The 21,371-nt window shown below is 66.6% G+C and carries 21 protein-coding genes and 1 tRNA gene; 11 read left to right on the top strand and 11 right to left on the bottom strand.

Going from position 1 to position 21,371, the window contains the following annotated elements:
* Positions 1-8 precede the first annotated feature (8 nt).
* Together ACP97_RS04710 and ACP97_RS04705 are read right to left on the bottom strand one after the other, a co-directional pair.
* Complete coding sequence (locus tag ACP97_RS04710) at positions 9-869, bottom strand: MBL fold metallo-hydrolase (RefSeq protein ID WP_049996685.1); 861 nt, start codon at positions 867-869, stop codon at positions 9-11.
* A 129-nt stretch (positions 870-998) separates the two neighbouring features.
* Complete coding sequence (locus tag ACP97_RS04705) at positions 999-2,162, bottom strand: enolase C-terminal domain-like protein (RefSeq protein WP_049996684.1); 1,164 nt, start codon at positions 2,160-2,162, stop codon at positions 999-1,001.
* 182 nt (positions 2,163-2,344) lie between these two features.
* On the opposite strand from ACP97_RS04705, the gene ACP97_RS04700 reads away from it, so the two are divergent.
* On the top strand, positions 2,345-3,544 hold the full coding sequence (locus ACP97_RS04700) for a hypothetical protein (RefSeq protein ID WP_049996683.1): 1,200 nt from the start codon (positions 2,345-2,347) through the stop codon (positions 3,542-3,544).
* Positions 3,545-3,778: 234 nt separating this feature from the next.
* Here ACP97_RS04700 and ACP97_RS04695 read toward each other — a convergent pair.
* Together ACP97_RS04695 and ACP97_RS04690 are read right to left on the bottom strand one after the other, a co-directional pair.
* Positions 3,779-3,851: transfer RNA gene (locus tag ACP97_RS04695), tRNA-Arg, on the bottom strand.
* A gap of 43 nt (positions 3,852-3,894) precedes the next feature.
* Positions 3,895-4,482, bottom strand: coding sequence for a 2Fe-2S iron-sulfur cluster-binding protein (locus ACP97_RS04690; RefSeq protein WP_049996682.1), 588 nt, complete (start codon positions 4,480-4,482; stop codon positions 3,895-3,897).
* Positions 4,483-4,879: 397 nt separating this feature from the next.
* Between ACP97_RS04690 and ACP97_RS04685 the strand changes: the two genes are divergently transcribed.
* Positions 4,880-6,835 carry an AMP-dependent synthetase/ligase gene (locus tag ACP97_RS04685; RefSeq protein ID WP_049996681.1) on the top strand — a complete coding sequence of 652 codons (1,956 nt, stop codon included), beginning with the start codon at positions 4,880-4,882 and terminating at the stop codon, positions 6,833-6,835.
* 19 nt (positions 6,836-6,854) lie between these two features.
* Here the strand turns inward: ACP97_RS04685 and ACP97_RS04680 are convergent, their stop codons facing one another.
* Positions 6,855-7,922, bottom strand: coding sequence for an NAD(P)-dependent glycerol-1-phosphate dehydrogenase (locus tag ACP97_RS04680; RefSeq protein WP_049996680.1), 1,068 nt, complete (start codon positions 7,920-7,922; stop codon positions 6,855-6,857).
* A gap of 45 nt (positions 7,923-7,967) precedes the next feature.
* Positions 7,968-8,942 carry an NAD-dependent epimerase/dehydratase family protein gene (locus tag ACP97_RS04675; protein WP_049996679.1) on the bottom strand — a complete coding sequence of 325 codons (975 nt, stop codon included), beginning with the start codon at positions 8,940-8,942 and terminating at the stop codon, positions 7,968-7,970.
* A gap of 321 nt (positions 8,943-9,263) precedes the next feature.
* Between ACP97_RS04675 and ACP97_RS04670 the strand changes: the two genes are divergently transcribed.
* The 5 genes from ACP97_RS04670 to ACP97_RS04650 are packed head-to-tail and all read left to right on the top strand — an operon-like array spanning position 9,264 to position 13,030.
* Entirely contained in the window at positions 9,264-10,013 is a 750-nt protein-coding gene (locus tag ACP97_RS04670; protein WP_049996678.1) for an NRDE family protein, read from the top strand.
* 24 nt (positions 10,014-10,037) lie between these two features.
* A complete protein-coding gene (locus tag ACP97_RS04665; RefSeq protein WP_049996677.1) occupies positions 10,038-10,382 on the top strand; it encodes a helix-turn-helix transcriptional regulator in 345 nt (114 codons plus the stop codon).
* Between the two features lie 42 nt (positions 10,383-10,424).
* Positions 10,425-11,300, top strand: a complete 876-nt coding sequence (locus tag ACP97_RS20325; protein ID WP_202593561.1) for a DUF5791 family protein — start codon at positions 10,425-10,427, stop codon at positions 11,298-11,300.
* On the top strand, positions 11,297-12,184 hold the full coding sequence (locus tag ACP97_RS04655; RefSeq protein WP_049996676.1) for an SDR family oxidoreductase: 888 nt from the start codon (positions 11,297-11,299) through the stop codon (positions 12,182-12,184). Before ACP97_RS20325 ends, ACP97_RS04655 begins: the two co-directional genes overlap by 4 nt.
* A 48-nt stretch (positions 12,185-12,232) precedes the next feature.
* Entirely contained in the window at positions 12,233-13,030 is a 798-nt protein-coding gene (locus tag ACP97_RS04650; protein ID WP_049996675.1) for a helix-turn-helix transcriptional regulator, read from the top strand.
* Here the strand turns inward: ACP97_RS04650 and ACP97_RS04645 are convergent.
* Entirely contained in the window at positions 13,014-13,313 is a 300-nt protein-coding gene (locus ACP97_RS04645; RefSeq protein WP_049996674.1) for a transcriptional regulator, read from the bottom strand. The genes ACP97_RS04650 and ACP97_RS04645 overlap by 17 nt on opposite strands.
* Positions 13,314-13,411: 98 nt before the next feature.
* On the opposite strand from ACP97_RS04645, the gene ACP97_RS04640 reads away from it, so the two are divergent.
* The 3 genes from ACP97_RS04640 to ACP97_RS04630 all read left to right on the top strand — a co-directional run bounded on the left by ACP97_RS04640 (position 13,412) and on the right by ACP97_RS04630 (position 16,163).
* Complete coding sequence (locus ACP97_RS04640) at positions 13,412-13,816, top strand: nascent polypeptide-associated complex protein (protein ID WP_049996673.1); 405 nt, start codon at positions 13,412-13,414, stop codon at positions 13,814-13,816.
* Positions 13,813-14,547, top strand: a complete 735-nt coding sequence (locus tag ACP97_RS04635; protein ID WP_049996672.1) for a methyltransferase — start codon at positions 13,813-13,815, stop codon at positions 14,545-14,547. The genes ACP97_RS04640 and ACP97_RS04635 overlap by 4 nt, the downstream gene beginning before the upstream one ends.
* A 155-nt stretch (positions 14,548-14,702) precedes the next feature.
* Entirely contained in the window at positions 14,703-16,163 is a 1,461-nt protein-coding gene (locus tag ACP97_RS04630; protein WP_049996970.1) for an MDR family MFS transporter, read from the top strand.
* A gap of 35 nt (positions 16,164-16,198) precedes the next feature.
* On the opposite strand, the gene ACP97_RS04625 is transcribed toward ACP97_RS04630, so the two are convergent.
* From ACP97_RS04625 to ACP97_RS04615, 3 genes are all read right to left on the bottom strand, one after another.
* A complete protein-coding gene (locus ACP97_RS04625; RefSeq protein WP_049996671.1) occupies positions 16,199-17,167 on the bottom strand; it encodes a DMT family transporter in 969 nt (322 codons plus the stop codon).
* 267 nt (positions 17,168-17,434) lie between these two features.
* Positions 17,435-18,304 carry a universal stress protein gene (locus ACP97_RS04620; protein WP_049996670.1) on the bottom strand — a complete coding sequence of 290 codons (870 nt, stop codon included), beginning with the start codon at positions 18,302-18,304 and terminating at the stop codon, positions 17,435-17,437.
* Positions 18,305-18,371: 67 nt separating this feature from the next.
* Positions 18,372-18,977 (bottom strand): metal-dependent hydrolase, encoded by a 606-nt coding sequence (locus ACP97_RS04615; protein WP_202593560.1) that lies wholly within the window; start codon positions 18,975-18,977, stop codon positions 18,372-18,374.
* Between the two features lie 203 nt (positions 18,978-19,180).
* Here ACP97_RS04615 and ACP97_RS04610 point away from each other — a divergent pair, with 203 nt between their 5' ends.
* Entirely contained in the window at positions 19,181-20,611 is a 1,431-nt protein-coding gene (locus ACP97_RS04610; protein ID WP_049996669.1) for a YjiH family protein, read from the top strand.
* Here the strand turns inward: ACP97_RS04610 and ACP97_RS04605 are convergent.
* The gene (locus ACP97_RS04605; RefSeq protein ID WP_049996668.1) at positions 20,608-21,261 is read right to left on the bottom strand and encodes a helix-turn-helix domain-containing protein; all 654 of its coding nucleotides are present in this window, start codon (positions 21,259-21,261) and stop codon (positions 20,608-20,610) included. The two genes, ACP97_RS04610 and ACP97_RS04605, sit on opposite strands and share 4 nt — an antisense overlap.
* Positions 21,262-21,371 lie beyond the last annotated feature (110 nt).

The raw sequence follows: 21,371 nt of genomic DNA, 5'->3' as shown, positions 1-21,371 counted from the left end.
TGCCGGCGCTACTCGCGGCGGTCCTGCAGCTGCACGACGCCCGGTTCGCCGACGTCCACACGGTCGCCGATGGAGACGATCTCGACGACCCGCGGATGCTCGTAGGAGGCCGCGTGCTCGTGGACGATCTTCGGATCGGAACCGACGCCCTTCCACATGTCCCAGTGAACGGGCATGAGTCGGTCGAGGTCGAGCTGGTTCGCCGCCTCGACGACCTGCTCGCCGTCGTTGTACCAGTCGGTCGGGTAGGTCTCCGAGGGATTGTCCTCCGTGTGGAAGATGTTGCCGACGGTGCCGTAGGCGAGCACGCCGAGGTCGATGTCGAACTCGGTGGCGATGTCAGAAAACTCGTCGGCCGGCCGGGAGTCACCCGCTGCGAAGAAGGTGCCCGACTCGTGTTCGACGACGTAGGTCACGGGCTCCTCGGCATCGGGGTCGTTCGCGCCGCGGACGTGGATCGAGAGGTTGCCGACAGTGAAGTCGTCACCAGGCGCGACGGTCTCGGCCGGCGGAGCCTCGACGTCGCCATCGTAGTTCGGCGCGTCGTGGGAGGCCGCGGGCGCGTAGAGGTCGCCGCCACAGTCCTCGACGAGCGCGCGGTGGGAGGGCGGATGCATGTGATCGATGTGCTCGTGGGTGACGAGGACGGCGTCGCAGAGGGTGGCATCGGCGGGGTCCATCGGCACGGGGATCATTCTGATGGTTCGGGGCGGCGATCCGTCGCCGAGATACGGATCGAGATACATCGTCGTCTCCGCGGTGCGGAGGACATAGCCATTACAACCGAGATACCAGACCGCGAGTCCGTCCGGATCGGCAGCCTCGATCTCGTCCTGTACGAACCAGTCGCCCCACGTCGAGTGTACCATACCGCGCAGGCTTCGCCCTCGATGCTAATATACTGCCGGCCGACTCTCGTCGATCGCCTGCGCCATCCATAATCCACGATCCGCCGTTGTTATCGGACTCCAAAACACGACTGCTCGCCCGGTTTCGACCTATTCGTAGGTCCGTCCGCCTGTCTTGTGCTCGTCGATGAACTCCCAGTCGTACTCGATGCCGAGTCCAGGACCGTCGGGAACGGCGACGGTCCCCTCGCTGTCGATCGAGTCGAGCTGGTCCTCGTACTCCTCGTAGATCGGCGGGGCGGTGTTCTGACAGTCGGGATGGACGAGCGCCATCTCGTAGTAGTTCGCGTTTCGCATCCCGGCCATGCAGTGGCGCTGGGCTGGGCCCGGCGAGTGGATCTCGACGTCGAGACCGTGGCCTTCGGCCATGTGAGCGATCTTCATCGCGCCAGTGATACCCGCGTCGTACTCGGGATCGGCCCGCACGAAGTCGGTCGCCTCGCGGTCGACGAAGTCGGTGTGCGACTCGAGCCCGCGGACGTGCTCGGTCTGGAGGATCGGCGTGTCGAGTTGCTGGCGGAGCTTCCGGTGGGCGTGCTGGGAGATACCCCCATCACGAAAGGGGTCCTCGTACCAGAGGAATTCCTGTTCGTCGCACGCACGGCCGACCTTCAGCGCGTCGGCGAACGTCTCGTACTCGCAGGCCGGATCGATCATCAGATCCATCCCGGGCACGCGCTGGCCAACCGCGCGGACGGTCTCGATCTCGCGGTCGATGTCACGTCGGGCGTCGCTGCCACCCCAGCCGTGGATCTTGAACCCGCCGTACCCCATCTCTTGGCACTCCTCGGCGAAGTCGGCGTAGGCTTCCGGCGAGTCCAATCCTCCGTTATCGTCGGCGTGGTAGGTCGAGGCGTAGGCGGGCAGGCGCTCGCGATACTGGCCGAGCAGTTCGGCGATGGACGCGCCGTAGTGTTTGCCCGCGAGATCCCAGAGGGCGATGTCCACCGGTCCGATCCCCATGCGGTCGTATTTCCGGAGAGCACGCTTCATTTCGGACCAGTGGCGCTCACGACGGAGCGGGTTCTTCCCGATGAGATAGTCGGCGACCTCGTGGAACTGGGCAAAGGCCGGCGAGTTGCCGCCGACGAACTCGCCGGTGAGGTCACCGTCAGTGTGGACACGAATGCTGAACAGTCGGCGCTCGGTGGTTTCTCCAGGGTCGTAGACGAGGTTGAATCCCGGGTCCGAGCCGACATCCGAAAGGGTGTAGCTGAACTCCGTCGTCTCGATGCGCGTGATTTCCGGCGGCATGGTGGCTCGGTACACGGCGACGATAGAAAAGTCCGGCTGATACGGCTGTGATTTCGTCATCGACACCTCGTGATTTCGACGCCATGCCGTTCGTCACGTGAGTCCATCGTGTCCACCGTGTCCGTTCGAGGCCATCCACCGAACCGGTGGGAGTATATGACGCCCGATACAACCCCCGAACAATGACGTCCAGTACGGACCGCACCGCCGCGAATCGGCCGGACGACAACTTTAGGGGCCGGCGTCTCGGGCACACCGCGCTCACGGCCGTCTTCCTCGTCGCCGGTCTCGGCTCCATGCCGGTCGCCTCCGCCCACGGTGGCTCGGTCTCCGTCAACGGCTTCGAACTCGAACAGTGGTTCGGACTCGTCGCGCTCATCGCCGGTCTCGGGATCGTCGTCGCCAGCCAGTATCTGCACCGCTTGCGGCCGGCGGCAACGCGCTATCGCCTCCACGGGACCGTCGTCGGGCTCGCGATGGGAGTGTTCGGCGCGATCTGGATCGTCCAGCTCTCGCCGTACGAGTGGCTGTCCGCTCAGCCGATCGTCCCACGGGCGATCCACGCCCCGCTGATGCTGCTCGTCGGCGTGGGCATCATGCTCGCAAGCGTGCTCGTCGGCCAGTTCCGTTGGTCTCGACGGCCCCGTTTCGCCGGTCTCGGCGTACTCCTCGGGACGTGGGTCGCCTATCCCGGTCTTTCGGCGCTCGGCATCTACACCGAGACGAACTCGCTGGGCTATCTCGTCGTGCTCGGTCTCGTCGTCGCGCTCGGCTACGTCCTCTACCGGGACGCCGGTGGCCTGATTCGACGGCTGCTCGCCGACCGGACGGCCCGCCGGTTCGGGGTCGCCGTCGGCGCGCTCTCGGTGCTCTTCTTCGCGTTCTCGTCGGGCATGCTCTATCTGATTCCCGACGACGGCACCGGCGTGTCGCTGTCGGAACAGATCGTCGCCGTGCTGCCGGTGGCCGACCCGCTGGTGATGTGGCCGGCCGTCGAGTTCTGGTATCCGGCGGTTCCGATCGGCGGGGTGATCTCGGTCGGGACGGTGCTCCTCGTCACCCTGTTCGGCACGCTCATCGGGCTGAACGCGGCGCTGTTTGCGTATCAATCGAGCGGCGGCACCTCGCAGACCGGCGCGGGCATCGCCGGCATCGCCGCCCCACAGGCGTGCTGTTGCTGTGGGCCGGCGCTCTCACAGATCGCCGTCGTCACGCTCGGACCGTCGGCCGGTGCGCCGATCTATCTCCTCTTTGGCGATCCCTCCTCGTCGATCGGCTCGCTGTTTTTCGTCGCCAGCGTGGCCGTCCTCACCGGACTGCTCGTCCGGGCCGCCGAACGCCCGGCCGCAACCAACCCCGAACACACTCCCGCTCCGGCGTAGCGCGCGTCACTGCACAGGATTTCCAAGCACGAGTGAACACAACCATCGCAGTCAGACGGCCCTCATCCTCAACTGACGTGAGGCCCCACGGCCGTTTCCTGAACTGTTCGGTCAACGATCGAGATGTCGCTACGGTTCACTCCCGAATATTGTGCGCTCGGATTCACCGCTCGTACAGTCTCCGGAAGTCGACCGATTCGAGACGATAGAAGAGATGTTTCGTTTTCTCGCTCACGGGCGCGACGGGATTTGAACCCGCGACGTCTTGGTCCGGAACCAAGAACTCTATCCACTGAGCTACGCGCCCACAGAGCGGAACAGGAAGGTCGGTGATTTAGGCGTTGTGAAAGTCAGGGTGTCTCGTTCGTTTCGAGCGTCAGGTCGGCGGTCGGGTAGGCAACACAGGTCAGCGTGTAGCCGTCGCCGAGTTCGTCCTCACTGAGCATCTCCTGACCGTCGTGAGTGAGGTAGTCCTCGGACGGACCGTCGGCGACGTGGCCGCCACAGGACAGACACTGGCCCGCACGGCAGGCGTAGGGCAGGTCCCAACCCTGCTCCTCGCCGGCTTCGAGCAGCGTCTGGTTTTCGGGCACTTCGAGCGTCTCGCCCTCCTTCTCGTATTCGATCTCGAAGACCTCCGCCTCGTCGTCGGGGATGTCGGCCGGGCTTGCCGAGCCCTCGCTCGCCTCACCCTCGGCGAGTTCGCCCTCGGCTCCGCCCTCGCCGCCACCGACTGCGCCGGCCGGGGCCGCCCCACCGCCGATCGACCGGTTCATCGGCTCGGGGAAGTTCGTCTCCGGAACGCTCTCGGCACGCCGTTCGAGGACCGACTGGGAGACGTCGTCGGGGATGGACCGTTCGGTGCCCGATGAGAAGTGCAACACCACCATCATCACCACCAACAGGACGCCTATCGACAGCCCGAATACCTCGACCATGTCCGGCGTATGGAAGGCCGGTTTAACTACCTATTGATTCCAAGCACCCACCTTTTTACTGCGAGGAATCGCGCGCCTACGGCGCGCTCAACCCCTTGTAAAAATCTGGGCCAAAAACTTCCGCTCGCAAACCGCGCGAGCGGCGAACCGCGCTCACTTCGTTCGCGCGGACACGGCTGCTCTCCGCCACAGCAACCGCCCCACACGGCACCGCAGAAGCCCTCGGCACTCCCTCCGATCGTGCCTTACCCTTCATCCGCCAGGAACCGCCGCGGCACCGCAGCCCCACGCGGCCGCCGCAACCACACCGCCACCGCACCGCGGCCGCCACCGCAACCCAAACCGCACCACACAAACCCGGGCCAATACCTATGGTCCCCGCGTGATATCGGCAAGCATGACCGACGGGGATTGGCGCGCGGCCGAGCGCGACCACACCGACGAGGTAATCGGTACCGACACCATCCCACGGCTGTTCGAGCGGAGCGCGACCCGCAACGCCGACCGGCCCGCCCAACGGTACAAGGGCGGCGTCCACGAGCGCGCGCTCGCCGGCAGCGTCGTCAGGGAGGCCGACCACGGCGAGTACGTCACGCTCACCTACGAAGAGTTCCAGTCGATCGTCCGCTCGCTCGCGGCTGGCTTCCGCGACCTCGGCGTCGAGAGCGACGACCGAGTAGGCATCTTCTCGGCGTCGCGCATGGAGTGGGCACAGACCGATTTCGCCCTGTTGGCGGCGGGTGCGGTCGTCACCACCGTTTATAAGGAGTCTTCGCCGCGACAGGTCGAGTATCTCCTCGCCGACCCCGGAGCCAAAGGCGTGATCGTCGACAGCCGCGACCGACTGGAGCGCGTGCTCGACGTCGAGGACGCGCTCGACCTCGAATTCGTCGTCGTGCTGGACGACGTTCCGACCGACCGCGACGATGTTTTCACGCTTGCCGACATCTACGAGCGCGGTGAGCGCGCCTTCGACCGCGCGGCCTACGAGGGCTGGTTGAGCGAGCGAACACCCGACGACCTGGCGAGTCTCATCTACACTTCGGGAACGACGGGCAAGCCGAAAGGTGTCGAGATGACCCACCGCAACTTCCGGGCGAACATCAACCAACTCAGAAAGCGCTTCGGCGACCGGCCCGACAAATCGCCCGACCTCCCCTCCGTCGGCCGCGAGACGGTCGCGCTTTCGTTCCTGCCGCTCGCACACGTCTTCGAGCGCCTCGCGGGGCACTTCTTCCTCTTCGCGAGCGGCGCGACCGTCGCCTACGCCGAGAGCGCCGACACGGTGGCCGACGATATTCAAACGACCCAGCCGACCACGGCCATCAGCGTTCCGCGCATCTACGAACGCATCTTCGATTCGATGCGCGAGGACGCCGACTCGGCCATCAAACGCCGTATCTTCGAACGGGCGGTCGGGGCGGCAAAGCGCAGCAGCCAACGGGAAAACCCGGGCCGAACGCTGCGCGTCGAGCGCGCGCTCGCCGATCGACTGGTCTACAGCACGCTCAGGGAGGCGATGGGCGGCAACATCGACTTTTTCATCAGCGGCGGTGGCAGCCTCTCGCCGGAACTCGCCAGACTATTCGACGGGATGGACCTTCCCATCTACGAGGGCTACGGACTCACCGAGGCCGCACCCGTCGTCTCGGTCAACCCGCCCGAGGCACCGAAACCGGGGACGTTGGGACCGCCGCTCACCGGCGTCGAGACGAAACTCGATGCCACAGTTCTCCCCGTCGAACAGCGCAACAGCGGCGATGTCGGCGAACTCCTCGTTCGCGGCCCGAACGTTACGGCGGGGTACTGGAACAATCCCGAGGAAACCGACGACGCTTTCGAATCGGGCTGGCTACGGACCGGCGACATCGTCGAGCGCGATTCGGATGGCTATCTCGTCTATCACGAGCGGCTGAAGCAGTTGCTGGTGCTCACCACGGGCAGGAACGTCGCGCCCGGTCCCATCGAGAGCGCCTTCGCCACCTCCGAACGGGTCGTGCAGGCGATGGTGCTCGGCGACGACGAGAAGTTCGTGAGCGCCCTGCTGGTCCCGAACTTCGAGAAACTGCGCGCGTGGGCCGCCCGGAAGAACGTCGAACTGCCGAGCGACCGCGCGGCGGTCTGCCGCGACGAGCACGCCCGCGCGTGGGTCGAAGCGCACGTCGAGAACGTCAACGACGAGGTGGAACCCCACGAGCGCATCAAGCGCTTCGAACTCGTTCCGACCGAGTGGACGCCCGAAAACGACCTGCTCACGCCGTCACTGAAGAAAAAGCGCCGCAACATCAGAACTCGCTTCGCCGATCAGATAGACCGCATCTACGCCACGAAGCAAGCGGCGGCCGACGATTAGCGCTCTCGAAGGGACACCACTAGGCCTGCTCGATGACGCCGGTCGCCGTGGCGACCTCGCGGGCGGCGCTCTCGTTCATCCCGTTGCCGAGGATGGTGTAGCGGTCACGGATCGCGTGGGCGCTCGTGAGCGCCTCGACGATGGATTCGTCGTCGAGGCCGAGTCCGGCGGCGGTCGTCGGCGCGCCGAGTTGGGCGAGCGCGTCGCGGATGTTCGTCCATCTGCCCGCCGCGCCGCTGTGGAGGTATTCGGTCAGGATCGATCCCACACCCACCTGATGGCCGTGCAGCGCAGCGCCGGGCGCGATGCGGTCGAGTTGGTGGGAAAAAAGGTGTTCGGCCCCGCTGGCCGGCCGCGAGGAGCCGGCGATGGACATCGCCACCCCCGAGGAGACGAGTGCCTTGACGACGACCCACGCCGACTCCTCCAATCCTCGTTTGATGGAGTCGGCGTTGTCGACGAGCATCTCGGCGGTCATTTGGCTGAGCGCGCCCGCGTACTCCGAGTATTCCACGTTCTGGAGTCGGTGGGCGAGTTGCCAGTCACGTACTGCGGTGTAGTTCGAGATGATGTCCGCACAGCCGGCGGTCGTGAGTTCCCACGGTGCGTCGGCGATGATTTCGGTATCGGCGACCACAGCCAAGGGAGGTTCGGCGGCAACCGAGTGGCGCGAATCGCCCTCGGGGACCGACCCGCGCCCGGAAACGATGCCGTCGTGGCTCGCCGCGGTGGGAACCGAGACGAAACCCACGTCGAGCGTGTCGCTGGCCATCTTGGCGATGTCGATGGGTTTGCCGCCGCCCACCCCAACTAAAAAGCCCGCTGCCGCCTCGCGGGCGGTCTCGATGACGCGCTCGACGGCTCCGAAACTCGCCTGCTCGACGACGACCGTCGCCGGTTCGGTGCCCTCGTCGGCGAAATCCGCGACGACGCGCTCGCCGGCGACCTCGCGGGCCGTAGGGCTGGTCACGACGAGCGGGCGACCGGCCAAATGGAGTTCGGCGATGGCGTCGGTGGTTCGAGAGAGTACGCCATGACCGACCACGACGTTGCGCGGCAGGCGAATCCACGTGGTCTTGTCGAACATGGCTCCCTTTCGCAACCCGGAGGGCAAACCGTTTGCCCTCCGCTCTCAGAGCGTGTCGAGCACCGCGAGCACGCGCTCTTCGGCCCCGCGGTCGGGACCGTTCTCGCGGCCGGTGCGCTCGCTCGCGCGGTGGTCCTCGACTGTGTGCGCGAGTGCGTCCTCGATCGGCGTCGCCTCCCAGCCGAGTGCCGAGAGTCGGTTCGTGTCGAGCACGTGTGGGTACGAGCGATACAGCGGGAAATCGTCGGGTTCGAGGTCGGCGACGGCGAGTTCGCGCTCGTTGGCGGTCACGATTTCCACCTCGGTGTCGAGCGCGTCGGCCACGAGTTCGACCCATTCCGAGAGAATCGGCAGCCGACGGTCGCCGACGTTGTACGCTGCTCCCGAACTACCCTCCTCGGCCACGACCCGGAGCGCACGGGCGACGTCCTCGACGAAGACGAGGTGGCGCAGACAGTCGCCGTCGCCGGGCACCACCACGCGGTCGTGATTGCGAACCCTGTCGAGCCAGTAATCGAAGCGCTCGGTGTAGTCGTGCGGGCCGTAGACCACCGGCGGGCGCACGCTCGTCGCCGCAGCGCCATCGGCGGCAGCGTCGCTCACTACCCGGTCGATTTCCGCCTTTCTGGGTCCGTAGGTTTCCCACGAATCGTCGGTCGCCTGCTCGGCGGTACACTCGTGGAGAGCAGTCTCGCTCTCACGTTTCGGGATTTCTTCGGCTCCGTAGGCCGCACCGCTCGAAATCACGACGTAGCGGCTCCCGTCGAACAGCTCGATGGCCGTCCGGACCTCCTCAGGATGGTAAGCCACGCAGTCGATGATGACGTCGGGGTTGCGCTCGGCGGCGCGTGCGAGGTCCTCCCGATCGGTTCGATCGCCCTCGATGTGCTCGACATCGTTCTCGAAGGGGTTGCCGTGGTTGCCCCGGTTGAACACCGTGACCGCGTAGTCGTGGGCGAGCAGCTCGGCGACGGTGTGGCGGCCGATGAACCGTGTCCCGCCGATGACGAGTGCGTCCATACTTCGGAGACTCGCCACCGGGAGAAAAGTCGTCTGGACCACTTTTTTCCTCGTCGGGTGCGCGAAGCGCACCGCTCCTCGCAAAAACCTGGTCTAAAAAGAGCCGCTCACTCGCTACGCTCGTTCGCGGTACGATACCTGACTTCCCGCTACCGCACCGCCCACGGGCCCCAGCTGATTCCTTCGCCTCGCTGCGCTCGGCCCAGTCATCCCTCGCGCGCCGCCGCGCCACCACACCCGACCGCTCCGCCCGATTACCGGATCGCCACGGCACCGCCCCCAACCCACGGCGTTTAGGCTCCGCGTCCCCTCCCTCGAATCATGTGCACTCTCGTGCTCGCGTGGCAGGTTTTTCCGGATCGTCCAGTAGCGGTCGCGGCCAACCGGGACGAATCCCTGGAGCGCGAATCGAACCCGCCGGGACTGCTCTCGGAACACCCGGAAATCATCGCCCCGAGCGACGCCGAGGCCGGCGGCACGTGGATCGGCTACAACGAATTCGGACTCTTCGCCGCGGTCACGAACCGCTGGACCGACCGGGAACTGGCGGGCGAGCGCTCGCGCGGACTGCTCGTCAGGGACGCGCTCGAAGCCGAGTCGGCGGAGGTGGCGGCTCGTCACGTAGAGCGCGCGGTCGAGGCGGACGAGTACGAGGGGTTCAACCTCGTGGTGGCCGACGAGCGGGCGGCGATTCTCCTCGAATGGGATGGACAGTTACGGGTTCGCAACCTCGACCCCGGCGTCCACGTCGTGATGAACACCGGCGCAATCGGCGACGTCGATATTCCGGAATCGTGGCCCGAGCGCGGCGAGCGACAGGCCGCCAATGGAAGAGCGGTGCGCGAAGCACTCCAGCCGGAACCGGGTGAGGGGAGCGACGAGTGGCTCGACCGCGCGGCAGAGGTTCTCGGCGATCACGAGTACGGGGTCTGTGTCCACCACGAGGAGTTCGGCTTCGGCACACGCTCGTCGTCGCTCGTCAGTATCGATGGCAATGGAACTGGAACATACGACTTCGCGGATGGACCACCCTGTCGGACGCCGTTCGAACCGGTCGAACGCCGGATTTAACCCGTCCGGCGGCGTGGCTCGGGTATGAGCACGACCGCCGAAGCCGACCTCTCCGAAGACGAGCGCGCCGCTCTCGAACTCGTCCGCTCGACAGGAGGAATCCACCAGAGCGACTTCTGGAAGGAACTCGACGTGGACTCGCGCACGGGCAGTCGCATCGCCGAGCGCCTCGAAGAGCGCGGGCTCGTCGAGCGCGAGGACACCGTCTACGAGGGCCACAACACCTACTACATCGCGCCGGCGGCGCGCGATCTCGACTTTTCACTCTTGATGGCCGGCAACAACCTCTCGCCGCTGGTCGGCGAGGAGGACGTCGAACCCGAAAGCGACGCCTTCTCGCAGTGGATCATGCAGTTGGCCTACCAGTAGTCGTCCAAGGATTCAAACCCGAAGCCGCGACCAGTCGGCGACGTGGGGCCGACGAATCGAGTAGGCACGTACTGTGGCTGCGAGCCACACGTCGAGGGCAGTCGTCTTCGCATCGACGCGACCGACTGCGCCAGGCGCGGCCGGATCGTGACGAACCGGGCCTGTCTGGCGACCGCCATCGCGGCGCTCGACGGCTCCATCACCGGAATCGAAACCTATCGAGAAGGTGGCGAGCACCGTCTGAAGAAGGGAACCGTCGGTATCCTCGTGGCCGCGGCCCGATTCACCACGCTCGTGGGTGAGTACGACTGGGCGCTGGCGCGACGGGCGTATCGGGAGCCGCTCGGGGCCGCCCGCGCAGCGCTCGCCCGCGGCGGACGGGTGGGTAAACTCGCTACCGTGACGGGACTGGCTGAAGCGCTCACTCGAAACGGGTACGGAGCGTTCGCCGCCGGATGTGAACTCAATGCACTTACGTCGGCGGTAGCTACCGAACCCATGCTCCACGACATCGACGAGGCGGGCAACCTCGCGCCCGACGAGTTGCGCGCGCGCTACGACGAACGACTCCGTGCGGTCGTCGAGAGCCACGGCGTCGAGAGGGTCCGGGAGGAGACGGGCGTCGAGAACGTCGAAGCGCTCGCGAACGGCGATTCGCCACCCCTCATGCTCGACGACGCCGCCGCGATTCTCGCGCTCAACCCGGACGAACCCGACGCCGACGTCATCGTCATGGAGACCCGCGACCACCTCCTGATGGGGATGACGACCGCCGTGCTCGACGTCGAGGCGGTCGAGTCGGGCATCGATGGGGCGCTCGAAGCGCGCGAAATCCAGCAGAAGATCGAGGGGCGACTCCCGATGGGCCTCGACGAACTCGCGCTGCTTCACGGCCACATCGAACACCGGAAGCCATGAGCGTCGCCATCGTCGGCTGTGGCTACATCGGTCTCGCACTCGGTCGCCAGCTCGCGCCCGACCACGAAGTCGTCGGCGTGCGCCGCTCCGCCGAGGGCTGTGCGAAAATCGAGCGCGCCGGCTTCGACGCCGTCGCGGCCGACCTCACCAGTCGTGAGGAACTCGCGGCCATCCCGGACGTCGATTCCGTGATTTTCGCAGCGAGTTCCGGCGGTCGCGGGGCCGACGCCGCACGCGACATCTACGTCGACGGTCTCGAAACCGTCGTCGAGCAGTTCGGCGCGCGCGACGAGTCGCCCGACCGACTCGTCTACACCTCCTCGACGGGCGTCTACGGCGACCACGACGGCGGGTGGGTCGACGAGGAGACACCGATCGAACCGACGACCGAGAAGACCGAGGTGTTGGCCGAGGCCGAGCGAATCGCGCTGGAGGAAACGGGGGAATACGGCATCGACGGCACGGTCGTGCGCTTCGCGGGGCTGTACGGGCCGAGGCGCTACCGGCTCGACCGCTACCTCGACGGGCCTGTAACAGAAGGCTATCTCAACATGGTCCACCGCGCGGACGCCGCCGGCACGATTCGCTTCCTGCTCGACGGCGACCACGGGCGCGGGGAGGCCGTGCTCGCGGTGGACGACGAACCGGTCGACAAATGGGAACTCTCCGACTGGCTGGCCGACGAATGCGAGCGGTCACGTCCCGAAAAGCGAACCATCGCCGAACGGCTCGCGGAGGGCGACCTCTCGGAGCCGGCGCGGCGACGCATCGAGACGTCGAAACGCTGTTCGAACGCCAAACTTCGGGGGTTGGGTTACGAGTTCACGTATCCGACCTACCGCGAGGGCTACCGGGCGGCCATCGACGAACGTCGCGGCGACTGAGCCGATTCGGCGGAAGATTCTTTTCCGTGCAGTATAATCGGAAAACGAATGGGGTCCTGGGAACACGTCGCGTTTCTCGCCGGTTCGGCGAATCGCGTCCGGATCCTCGATACCCTCCGCGAACGGCCGCGCCGCCAGTGCGAACTCGTCGACGCCTGTGGACTGTCGCGCTCGACGGTCCACCGAGCGCTCGACGGTCTCGAAGAGCGCGGGTGGGTCCACAGCGAGGGCGGCGCGTACCGGCTGACGGTCGGCGGACGACTCGTGTTCGAGCAGTACGAGGCGCTCGAAACGGCCATCGAGCGCGTCGACGAGTGGGGATCGTTCCTCCAGCGCCTCGGCGAGGTCGGTGCAACGCTGCCGGTGGCGACGCTCGACGACGCACGGCTGATTACGAACACGCCCGCGAACCCGCACGCAGCGATGCATCACATCACGGATGTGTTCGTGGCGAGCGACACGGGGACGTTTCGCGGCATTACGCCGGTCGTCAGTCCCGTCATCAACGAGGCTGCCCACGAACTCCTGACGACCGGCGCGGCGATGGGGCTGGTCATCGACGAGTCGGTCCTCGACACCTCACGGACGGCCTATCCCGATGCGTTCGCGGCCGCCCACGACTTCGAGAACTTCGAACTCTACCTCTCGCCGGAGGGAATATCGTTCGGACTCCTGGTGCTCGACGACCGCGCGCTGGTTAGTACGTACGACGAACAGGGGACGCTACACGGCTGTCTCGACAGCACGAACGAGGCGCTCGTGGGATGGGCGAACGACGTCTACGAGGACCGTTGGGCGGCGGCCGAGCGCATCGACACCGTGCCCGAGGCTACCCCTCGACGGTGAACCGCGGCTCTTCGATCGCCTCGCTCTTGCAGTCGGGACAGCGCGAGGGACGATTGATGCGGTCGTCGAACTCGTTGAATCCGCAGTCACGACACTCCGGCGGGGCGACCAGCAGCTCCTCGTCGGTGCCATCGAGCGACCGGGCGACGTGCTCGACGTGATCGAGGGCCGTCGCAGTCGTGATGGTGAACTCGGTCGCGAGGGTGCTCGCGGCGGCCGGCTGTTCGCGAAGGTGGTCGGCGATGCGCTGGCGTGTCGTCGCGTCGGCGTCCGCTCGGCGCATGAAGCGTCTGCGAGCCGGTAGCGCAAAACCGTTTGCCCCGCAATCGCGTACCCGGCGTGGGTCGGAAGCCACAAGGCGCTGGCTGTCCACCCGCAGGTATGTTCGGAGGAGGCGGCGGTCTGAACCCGCGCAAGATGCAACAGATGATGAAACAGATGGGTATCGACATCGAGGAGATCGATGCCGAGGAGATAATCATCCGCACCGCCGACGAAGAACTCGTTTTCGACGATGCCGAGGTCCAGCGGATGGACGCCCAAGGAGAGGCGACCTACACCATCACGGGCGAACCCGAGACGCGCGCGGCGAGCGAGGAAACGATTCCGCTCGGCGAGGGTGACGAGAACGAGGCGGGTGCGGGCGGTGCGAGCGGTGGGGACGCGATTCCCGATTCCGATGTCGAAATCGTCGCCCAGCGCACGGGTGCAACCGAGGAGACCGCCCGCGAGGCACTCGAAGCCGAGGACGGCGACCTCGCGGCCGCGGTCTCGCGCCTGGAGTGACGGCCTTTCTGCTCGTCGGCGAGGGCCGCGAGTATCTCCGCGAGCCGGGTGCGAGACTCGAAACCGACCTCGGCGTGCTCGACGTGCCCGACGACGTGGCGTCGGGCGACACCCTCGAAACCCATCTCGGGACCGCCTTCGAGGTCCGAGAGCTTCGCGGCCCGGATCTCTTTCACCACTTCGAGCGCACCGGCGCGCCGATGCTTCCTCGTGATGTCGGTCTCGTGATGGGCCACACCGGCGTTGCAGCGGGCGACCGGGTGCTCGACGCCGGCACCGGAACCGGTGTGCTCGCCGCCGCGCTCGGGCGTGCGGGCGCGTCGGTCGTGACGTACGAACAGAACCGCGACTTCGCGGCGGTCGCCCGCGAGAACATGGCCCTCGCTGGCGTCGACACGGACGCGGCCGGCGGTAGCGTCGAGGTCAGAGCGGGGGACGTGCTCGACGACATCGAGACGTTCGAGGAACTCGACCTGCTCACGCTCGACACCGCGGACGCGCCGGCGGTGGTCGAGCACGCGCCCGACCTGCTGGTTCCCGGTGGATTCGTCGCGGTCTACTCGCCGTTCGTCGAGAGTGCACGCGAGGTCGTCGAGACGCTCGCTGCGGTGGGGATGGACTGCGAGACCTACGAGACCATCCAGCGCGAGATGGACTTCGACGAGCGCGGGACGCGCCCCTCGACCGCCGGCGTCGGTCACACCGGCTATCTGGTTTTCGCGCGCAACTAGGCGGTGGTTGCGCGGCGGTGTGGCCCAATCTGCTCTATGTTTCGACCGGGCAGCGATACGGCTGACCGACAGTATAAGCGGCCACGTCGAATAGCGTCGGGCATGCATCGAGCGACGGACCGTCGGCGGGGACGGTGCGGTGCGGGGTGGCGTCGGTGAACGAGCGCGAGCGGCGGTTCGTGACCGTCGGCGTGTTGGTCGGCATCTTCCTCGCCGCGGTCGACGGGACCGTCGTGACGACCGCGATGCCGACGGTCGTCGCCGCGCTCGGCGGTCTCGAACTCTACCCGTGGGTGTTCACCGCGTACATGCTCTTTACGGCGGTGACGATGCCGCTGTTCGGCCGGCTGGCCGACGCCTACGGCCGGAAGAAGCTCTTCTACGTCGGCGTGTTCGCGTTCGTCGCCGGCAGCGCGCTGTCGGGCGCGGCCGGGAGCATGGCCGAACTCGTCGCCTTCCGTGCGGTGCAGGGTATCGGCGGCGGGGCGATGCTCGCGCTACCGTACACCATCCTTGGGGTCATCTACCCGCCCGAGCGGCGCGGCTGGGCCATCGGGCTGGGCGGCTCGGTCTGGGGCGTCGCGAGCGTGCTCGGGCCACCGCTCGGCTACGCCATCGTCTCGACGCTCGGCTGGCGCTGGGTCTTCTACGTGAACGTTCCCGTGGGAATCATCGCGGTCGCGTTCATCGCGACGACGCTCGACGAGTCCACGGGCGCGGCCGAGGGCCACATCGACTACGCGGGCGCGCTCGCCATCGCCGTCGGCGTCGGTGCGGTGCTGTTCGGGCTCCAGTTGCTCCAGCGCCAGCCCGTCACGGGGGCGCTCGCGGTCGCGGTCGGACTCCTCGCGCTCGTCGGGTTCTACGTGGCCGAGCGCCGGGCGAGCGAGCCGCTCATCCCGCCCTCGCTGTTCGGTGACCGGGTCTTCGTGGCGACCATCACCGCCGGCTTCCTCACGAGTTTCGTGGTCTTCGCCGGGCTGACGTACATCCCGCTGTTCGTCCAGAGCATTCATGGAGGAGCGAACAGCTCCGCCATCGCGGTCGTCCCCATCTCGGTCGGCTGGTCGGGGATGAGTCTCCTCTCGGGGCGCGCGATCGAGCGCGTCGGCGAGCGCCGGCTCTCGATCGTCGGCACGGCGTTCATCGTCGTGAGCTTCGCCGCCGCGGCGTTCTGGACGCCGGCGACATCGCTCGCGGTCATCGTCGTCGTCACCTTCTTCATGGGTGTCGGCATGGGGACGGTGACGCCGCCGCTGCTCACGGCGATCCAGAACCACCTCGGCACCGAGCGGATGGGGCTTGCGACCTCCACCCAGCAGTTCTTCCGCCAGCTCGGCGGCGCGATGGGCGTGTCGATGCTCGGGTTCACGATGAACGCGCTCGTCCGGGAGCAACTGGCGAGCGTGCCCGGCGTCTCGACGCTCGGCGACCTCCAGCGCGTGCTGTTCGCGGCCGACGCACCGGCCGGGGCGGCCGCCGCCCTCGCCGACGGACTCACGGCCGCGTTCGTCATCTCGGCGGTCATCGCGCTCGTCACGCTCGGGGTCGTCCTCGCCATCCCCGAATCGAGCAGCGAGCGGGAGTCCGGGTCGGCGGCGACAGCCACCGACTGACCGATCGGTACTGCTCGACGAGTCAAAGAGTGTGTTCAGTCGGCTGCGGGCGACGATCGTCGCGTGAGGAGGGTGACGAGCGAGCGCCGCTGGATACAGACGAAGCCGGCGACGATGGCGGCGAACCCGAGCGCCGTCAGCGAGTCGATGAGCTGGCCGAGGACGAGCCACGACAGCACCGTCGCGGCCGCGGGTTCGAGGTAGCCGATGAGGTTGACCTGTGCCGGCCCGAGGCGGTCGAGCAGCGTGAAGTAGATGAGAAAGGCTCCGGCACCCGTGATGAGACCGAGATAGACGAGCGACAGCCCCGCCGTCGGCGTCCACCGGATCGCCGCGAGCGACTCGCCGCGCAGGCCGCCGGTGAGCATGAGCAGCGCCGCCCCGATGAGCATCGCCCACGCCTGCACCGTGCGCATCGGCAGCGTGGTCTCGATGGTGCGCGTCAGCACGCCGCCGAGCGCGAACGCCGCGGCCGCGAGGAAGACCAGCGCGATGCCCGTCATGTCGCCGGCCAGCAGCGCGCCGGGATCGAGCGCCGCCAGCCGGTCACCGAGAGGTAGCGTGCTCCCCTCGGCGATGCCGGGTTGGGCGACCAACATCACCCCGAGGAGACCGAACGCGAACCCGAGTCCGTCCATCGTCGAGAGGTGTGCATCGAGGATAGCGACAGCGAACAGTGCCGTCAGGACCGGGCCGAGGCTGACGACGATGGCCGCGACGGCACCGCTCAGATACTGCTGGCCGAGATAGAGGAAGGCGTGATGGCCCCCGATGAGCAGGGCTCCCGCGACGCCCGCGAGTGCCCATTCGTTGCGTCCCCGTGGCCGCCAGCGCGGCGTCGTCCACCACGCGTAGCCGAGGATCACCACGCCGGCGATGAGGAATCGGAGTCCGGCGAACTGTAGCGGCGGGAAGTAGGGCAGTCCGAGATCGATGGCGACGAACGAGCTCCCCCAGAGCGTACCGAGCGCGACGAACGCGGCGGCGAGCAGCCGCTGACTCATCGACACCGTCGCTCGGTCGAACGGTCGCCAGAACGCGGTCGAAGAACCACACCACCTGCTATCGAATCGAATGCAATCATCTCGTCGATAGCTAGGTGATTGCGCCATTATATTGCTGTTGGTCCGTTCGTTCGTGAACGATAGCGACAATTCTCGGTATCCAATCCAAAACATTCATCCCGTTCCGCCGGCGTCGGCGTCGCTGTGCGTTCGGGCGATGGCTACAGTGAAATCCGCATCCGTGTTCGGACGGACATACGTGCCGTATCAGTCGTTCCGTGCGGTGAGGACCGGTACGGTGCTGGTTCTGACGACGCGCTCGGTCACGCTGCCGACGAGGTACCGCTCGATACCCGTGCGGCCGTGGGTCCCCATCGTGACGAGGTCGATGCCCTCCTCCTCGACGTAGTCGGTGATGGCGCGGTAGGGCGTGCCCTGCACGACATCGGTAACAACGTCGACGTCACGGGTTTCGGCCGCCTCGGCCACGGCCCCGACGGCGCGCTCGCAGTCGTCGGCCCACGCATCGAGCACCGTCGAGATGCCGGGACCGACGTCGTAGGAGCCGGCGAGCGAACTCAGGTCGACGACCGACAGGGCGTGGACGGTCCCACCGTAGCGCTCGGCGATGGCCAGTCCGTGCTCGACGGCGGCGCTTGCGGCGTCGCTCCCATCAGTGGGAATCAACACGTCACCGTAGGAGGCGTCCCCGTCCGGTTCGCGCCGTGTCGTGAACACGGGGACGTCGCTCGTCCGGCCGACGCGTTCGGTCACGCTGCCGATGAGCACCCGCTGGAGACCCGTCCGGCCGTGAGTCCCCATCGCAACGAGGTCGACGCCGTGTTCGGCGGCGTCGTCGAGGATGGTCTCGTGGACGACACCGTGTTCGAGCGCCGTCTCGAAGGGAACGTCCGTCTCGGCCGCGAGCGCTTCGAGCGTTTCGAGCGCGTCGGTCGCCTCCTCGTCGAGCACCTCTTTGCGGCCCGTCAACGAATCGAGACCGCTGCTGTTCGACTCGCCGACGACGCTCAGAAAGCGTACGCGACCGTCGAAGGCGTCCGCGAGCGCCAGCGCGTGCTGTGCGGCCGCCTCGGCTCCGGTGCTGCCGTCGGTCGGGACGAGGATGGTGTCGTACATGACGTTCGACTCGCGTTTCGGCGGCAATCGGTAAAAACGGTGGCGGGACGGTCGAGTGTGCTCGCAGTCAACCGTCGACGAACCGCTCGGGGACGTGTTCGACCAGTCCGGCGGGGACGAACCCGACGAGGCGCTCGGTGAGCACGGGCACCCACCGGCGGACGAGTACGTAGCCGACCGACAGACAGAGCGTCCCGCCGACCAGCCAGCGCATCGCGGTACCCGCGACGAGAAGCGCCGGCACGGCCAACACCAGTCCGAGCAGGGCGTCCTCGGGCGCGCCGTCGTAGCGCACCCACCGTCGCGGGCGGTGCCAGCGACCCGCGAAGTGGTTGTACACCGCCCGCTCGGAGGTCGCCTCCCACGGGCGGAGTTCGAGACCGCCGCCCAAGACGTCCATCGTCGAGTGCAGCGCCGCCGCGAGGAGGAAGCAGGCGAGTCCCACGGTCGCCGGGCCGGTCGCAATCACCGCGAGCACGCCGGCGGCGAGTGCGAGCGGCCAGTAATAGATCGGGAAGTGCAGCGTCTTTCGGTGGCCGGCGTAGAGGTCGAGATCGGGAAACAATCCGCCGACGAACGCCGCCGGAAGCGCCACACCCGCCTGCTCGGGAGCCACGAGCGCGACGAACGCGGCGACCGCCACACCGGCCAGCGCGTGTGTCGTCGCCATCATCGTCTGCCCGTAGGCAGTCGTCGGTCAAAACGATGCCGTCCCGAGGGCGGAGGCGTCCCATACCGAAAATCGAACCGACAGCAATCGACCAATCATCACGACGATTGGATGTTTAGTGATACCTACGGCCTGCTCACCAATATATAAAAGCTACCGCATGTGGTGGGCACATATTCAGACGGTTCGGCTACGTCTCTGTGCACATGAGTACCGAATCACAGGAGCAAACGTGGTCCGTCGATAGCACACCGTCGGCTCGCGCCATCGACGAAATCGACCTCAACGAGTTCGAGACCGGACCGATAGCGAAGTTCGCCGTCGCATTCGCCATCGGCGCAATCTTCTTCCTCGTTCCGGTGCCGTGGCAGGGCGAGATAACCGTCCCGTTCGACATCGTTGTCAGCATTCTCACAGAAACTTTCCCCGACGCCGTGGGGCTGTACGCGATGGCAATCATCGTCGCTGGTGGCGCGCTGACGACCGTCGCCGAATTCGATAGTCGAGAAATCGTTTCTCTCGGTACCGATCTGTCCGCCTTCGAGAGTTCGGCCGCATTCTGGGCGCTGCGGGTGCTTGGAGCGGTGCTCGCGCCTGTCATGTTCTTCAAGCTTGGTCCGGGATGGCTCCATACTCCTTCGACGGGTGGATTCATGTGGGGGACGCTGATCTACAGCGTCGGGGTTATCATTCCGATTGGCGCGATCTTCATTACGATCTTCGTCGAACTCGGTGGGTTAGAGTTCGTCGGCACGCTCGCCCGGCCGGTCATGAACCCGCTGTTCAAGCTTCCGGGTCGTGCCGCGCTCGACAGCCTCGCCTCGTGGGTCGGCTCGTATTCAGTGGGACTCTACGTCACTCGGAACGTCTTCGACCGCGGCGGCTACAACAAGCGGGAGGTGTTCATCATTTCGACGTGCTTTTCGACGGTGAGCATCGGGTTCGTCGGCGTGGTCGCCGCCACACTCGACATGCTCGCGCTCTTTCCGATCATCTTCCTCGCGTACTTCGTCTGTGTCGTGGTCTGTGCCGTGATCCTCGTCCGGGTGCCGCCGATAAGCACCATCCCCCGAGAATACGTCGCTGAACCCGACCCCGAGATACCTTTCGCGGGGTCTCCCGGCGAATACCTTCGGTTCGCGCTGAGTGAAGCGGTCGGAAAGGCGAAGAAGGGCGAAACGTTCGCGGAGGCTGCGTGGCGTGGGTTCGTCGACGGACTGCGGCTCACGAGTCTCATTCTCGGTACTATCCTCGCGGTCGGCCTCGCGGCGGTGTTGCTGTCTGCGTACACACCCACATTTGATGTCCTCGGCGCGCCGCTCGTGCCTGTCATCGATCTCCTCGGGCTGCCGAACGCCGAGACCGTCGCGCCGGCGACCATCGTCGGCATCACCGAGATGTACGTTCCCGTCCTGCTGGCCGAGGGAAGCGCACCGATGGCACGGTTTTTCATCGCCGTGCTCGCGGTCTCTCAACTGATATTCTTCTCTAGTGTCGGCCCGATGACGATGGACATGTTCAGCGACGTTCCAGTGCGCTTTCGTGACCTCGTTCTACTGTTCGCTATGCGGACCGTCATCCTCGTGCCGCTCATCGCCGGGATGACCCACCTCGTGAACGCGCTCGGTGTGCTCTAAGCACGCACGTACTCCAGCATCGCCGCCACGAGTTTGTTCTCCGCCCGTCGGAGATGCTCCTCGGCGGTGCGCCGTTCCACGCCGATCGCGGCGGCTATCTCGGCGGTGGTCGTCCGCCGCGGGATCTCGTAGTAGCCGCGCTCGTGGGCGGTCGTGAGCGTCTCACGCTGGCGCGCTGAGAGGTCGGGGAGCACGCCGTCGAGGGTGAGCAACGGCGCGTCGTGGGTCACCGTCTCGATCTCGCGCGTGCGCTCGACCGAGACCGAGAACCCATCGTCGAGGAGGTCACGGTAGCATGCCGTGAGGTTCGTCGGGTCGAGCGCGAGCACGCGACAGGATTTCGCGCCGTCGGCGTAGCGCAACGGCGGGAGGAGCAGACAGTCGTGGCGCGCGAGATACGTCTCGATGAGGTTCCCCTCGTGGCGTTTCAGGCAGTCGGCCGTGACGACGACCAGCTCCTCGGGTCGCTGGAGACGCTCCTGTACACCGACCGCCTCGCGGACGTGGGCGAGTATCGCCTCGGTCGCGCCGCCCGCGACGTAGAGGAGGTCGCAGTGATCGTTACACCACAGTTCGACGCGGGCGTTCGTGCCGGCGGTCGCTGCAGCGTAGGCTCCGTCGCCCTCGATGCGGAAGGTCGCCTCGTGCATGCGTCGAAAAGCGACCACGTGCACATAAACGTCCCACCGCGTGGAGAGGGGGAGGGGACGAGGAGACGAGGGGGCGAGGGGTGGGGAAGGGTGAAGGAAGTGAAGAGTGA

This window comes from Halococcus sediminicola, assembly GCF_000755245.1.
Taxonomy (GTDB): Archaea; Halobacteriota; Halobacteria; order Halobacteriales; family Halococcaceae; genus Halococcus; species Halococcus sediminicola.
This window is presented reverse-complemented; position numbering and strand designations above follow the sequence as displayed.

What these genes read in the sequence shown, in the direction of transcription:
- ACP97_RS04605 (WP_049996668.1), bottom strand. Translation starts at nt 21,261, where the DNA reads ATGCACGAGGCGACCTTCCGCATCGAGGGCGACGGAGCCTACGCTGCA.
- ACP97_RS04700 (WP_049996683.1), top strand. Translation starts at nt 2,345, where the DNA reads ATGACGTCCAGTACGGACCGCACCGCCGCGAATCGGCCGGACGACAAC.
- ACP97_RS04650 (WP_049996675.1), top strand. Translation starts at nt 12,233, where the DNA reads ATGGGGTCCTGGGAACACGTCGCGTTTCTCGCCGGTTCGGCGAATCGC.
- ACP97_RS04620 (WP_049996670.1), bottom strand. Translation starts at nt 18,304, where the DNA reads ATGTACGACACCATCCTCGTCCCGACCGACGGCAGCACCGGAGCCGAG.
- ACP97_RS04690 (WP_049996682.1), bottom strand. Translation starts at nt 4,482, where the DNA reads ATGGTCGAGGTATTCGGGCTGTCGATAGGCGTCCTGTTGGTGGTGATG.
- ACP97_RS04670 (WP_049996678.1), top strand. Translation starts at nt 9,264, where the DNA reads ATGTGCACTCTCGTGCTCGCGTGGCAGGTTTTTCCGGATCGTCCAGTA.
- ACP97_RS04685 (WP_049996681.1), top strand. Translation starts at nt 4,880, where the DNA reads ATGACCGACGGGGATTGGCGCGCGGCCGAGCGCGACCACACCGACGAG.
- ACP97_RS04675 (WP_049996679.1), bottom strand. Translation starts at nt 8,942, where the DNA reads ATGGACGCACTCGTCATCGGCGGGACACGGTTCATCGGCCGCCACACC.
- ACP97_RS04705 (WP_049996684.1), bottom strand. Translation starts at nt 2,162, where the DNA reads ATGCCGCCGGAAATCACGCGCATCGAGACGACGGAGTTCAGCTACACC.
- ACP97_RS04615 (WP_202593560.1), bottom strand. Translation starts at nt 18,977, where the DNA reads ATGATGGCGACGACACACGCGCTGGCCGGTGTGGCGGTCGCCGCGTTC.
- ACP97_RS04665 (WP_049996677.1), top strand. Translation starts at nt 10,038, where the DNA reads ATGAGCACGACCGCCGAAGCCGACCTCTCCGAAGACGAGCGCGCCGCT.
- ACP97_RS04625 (WP_049996671.1), bottom strand. Translation starts at nt 17,167, where the DNA reads ATGAGTCAGCGGCTGCTCGCCGCCGCGTTCGTCGCGCTCGGTACGCTC.
- ACP97_RS04655 (WP_049996676.1), top strand. Translation starts at nt 11,297, where the DNA reads ATGAGCGTCGCCATCGTCGGCTGTGGCTACATCGGTCTCGCACTCGGT.
- ACP97_RS04710 (WP_049996685.1), bottom strand. Translation starts at nt 869, where the DNA reads ATGGTACACTCGACGTGGGGCGACTGGTTCGTACAGGACGAGATCGAG.
- ACP97_RS04610 (WP_049996669.1), top strand. Translation starts at nt 19,181, where the DNA reads ATGAGTACCGAATCACAGGAGCAAACGTGGTCCGTCGATAGCACACCG.
- ACP97_RS04645 (WP_049996674.1), bottom strand. Translation starts at nt 13,313, where the DNA reads ATGCGCCGAGCGGACGCCGACGCGACGACACGCCAGCGCATCGCCGAC.
- ACP97_RS04680 (WP_049996680.1), bottom strand. Translation starts at nt 7,922, where the DNA reads ATGTTCGACAAGACCACGTGGATTCGCCTGCCGCGCAACGTCGTGGTC.
- ACP97_RS04640 (WP_049996673.1), top strand. Translation starts at nt 13,412, where the DNA reads ATGTTCGGAGGAGGCGGCGGTCTGAACCCGCGCAAGATGCAACAGATG.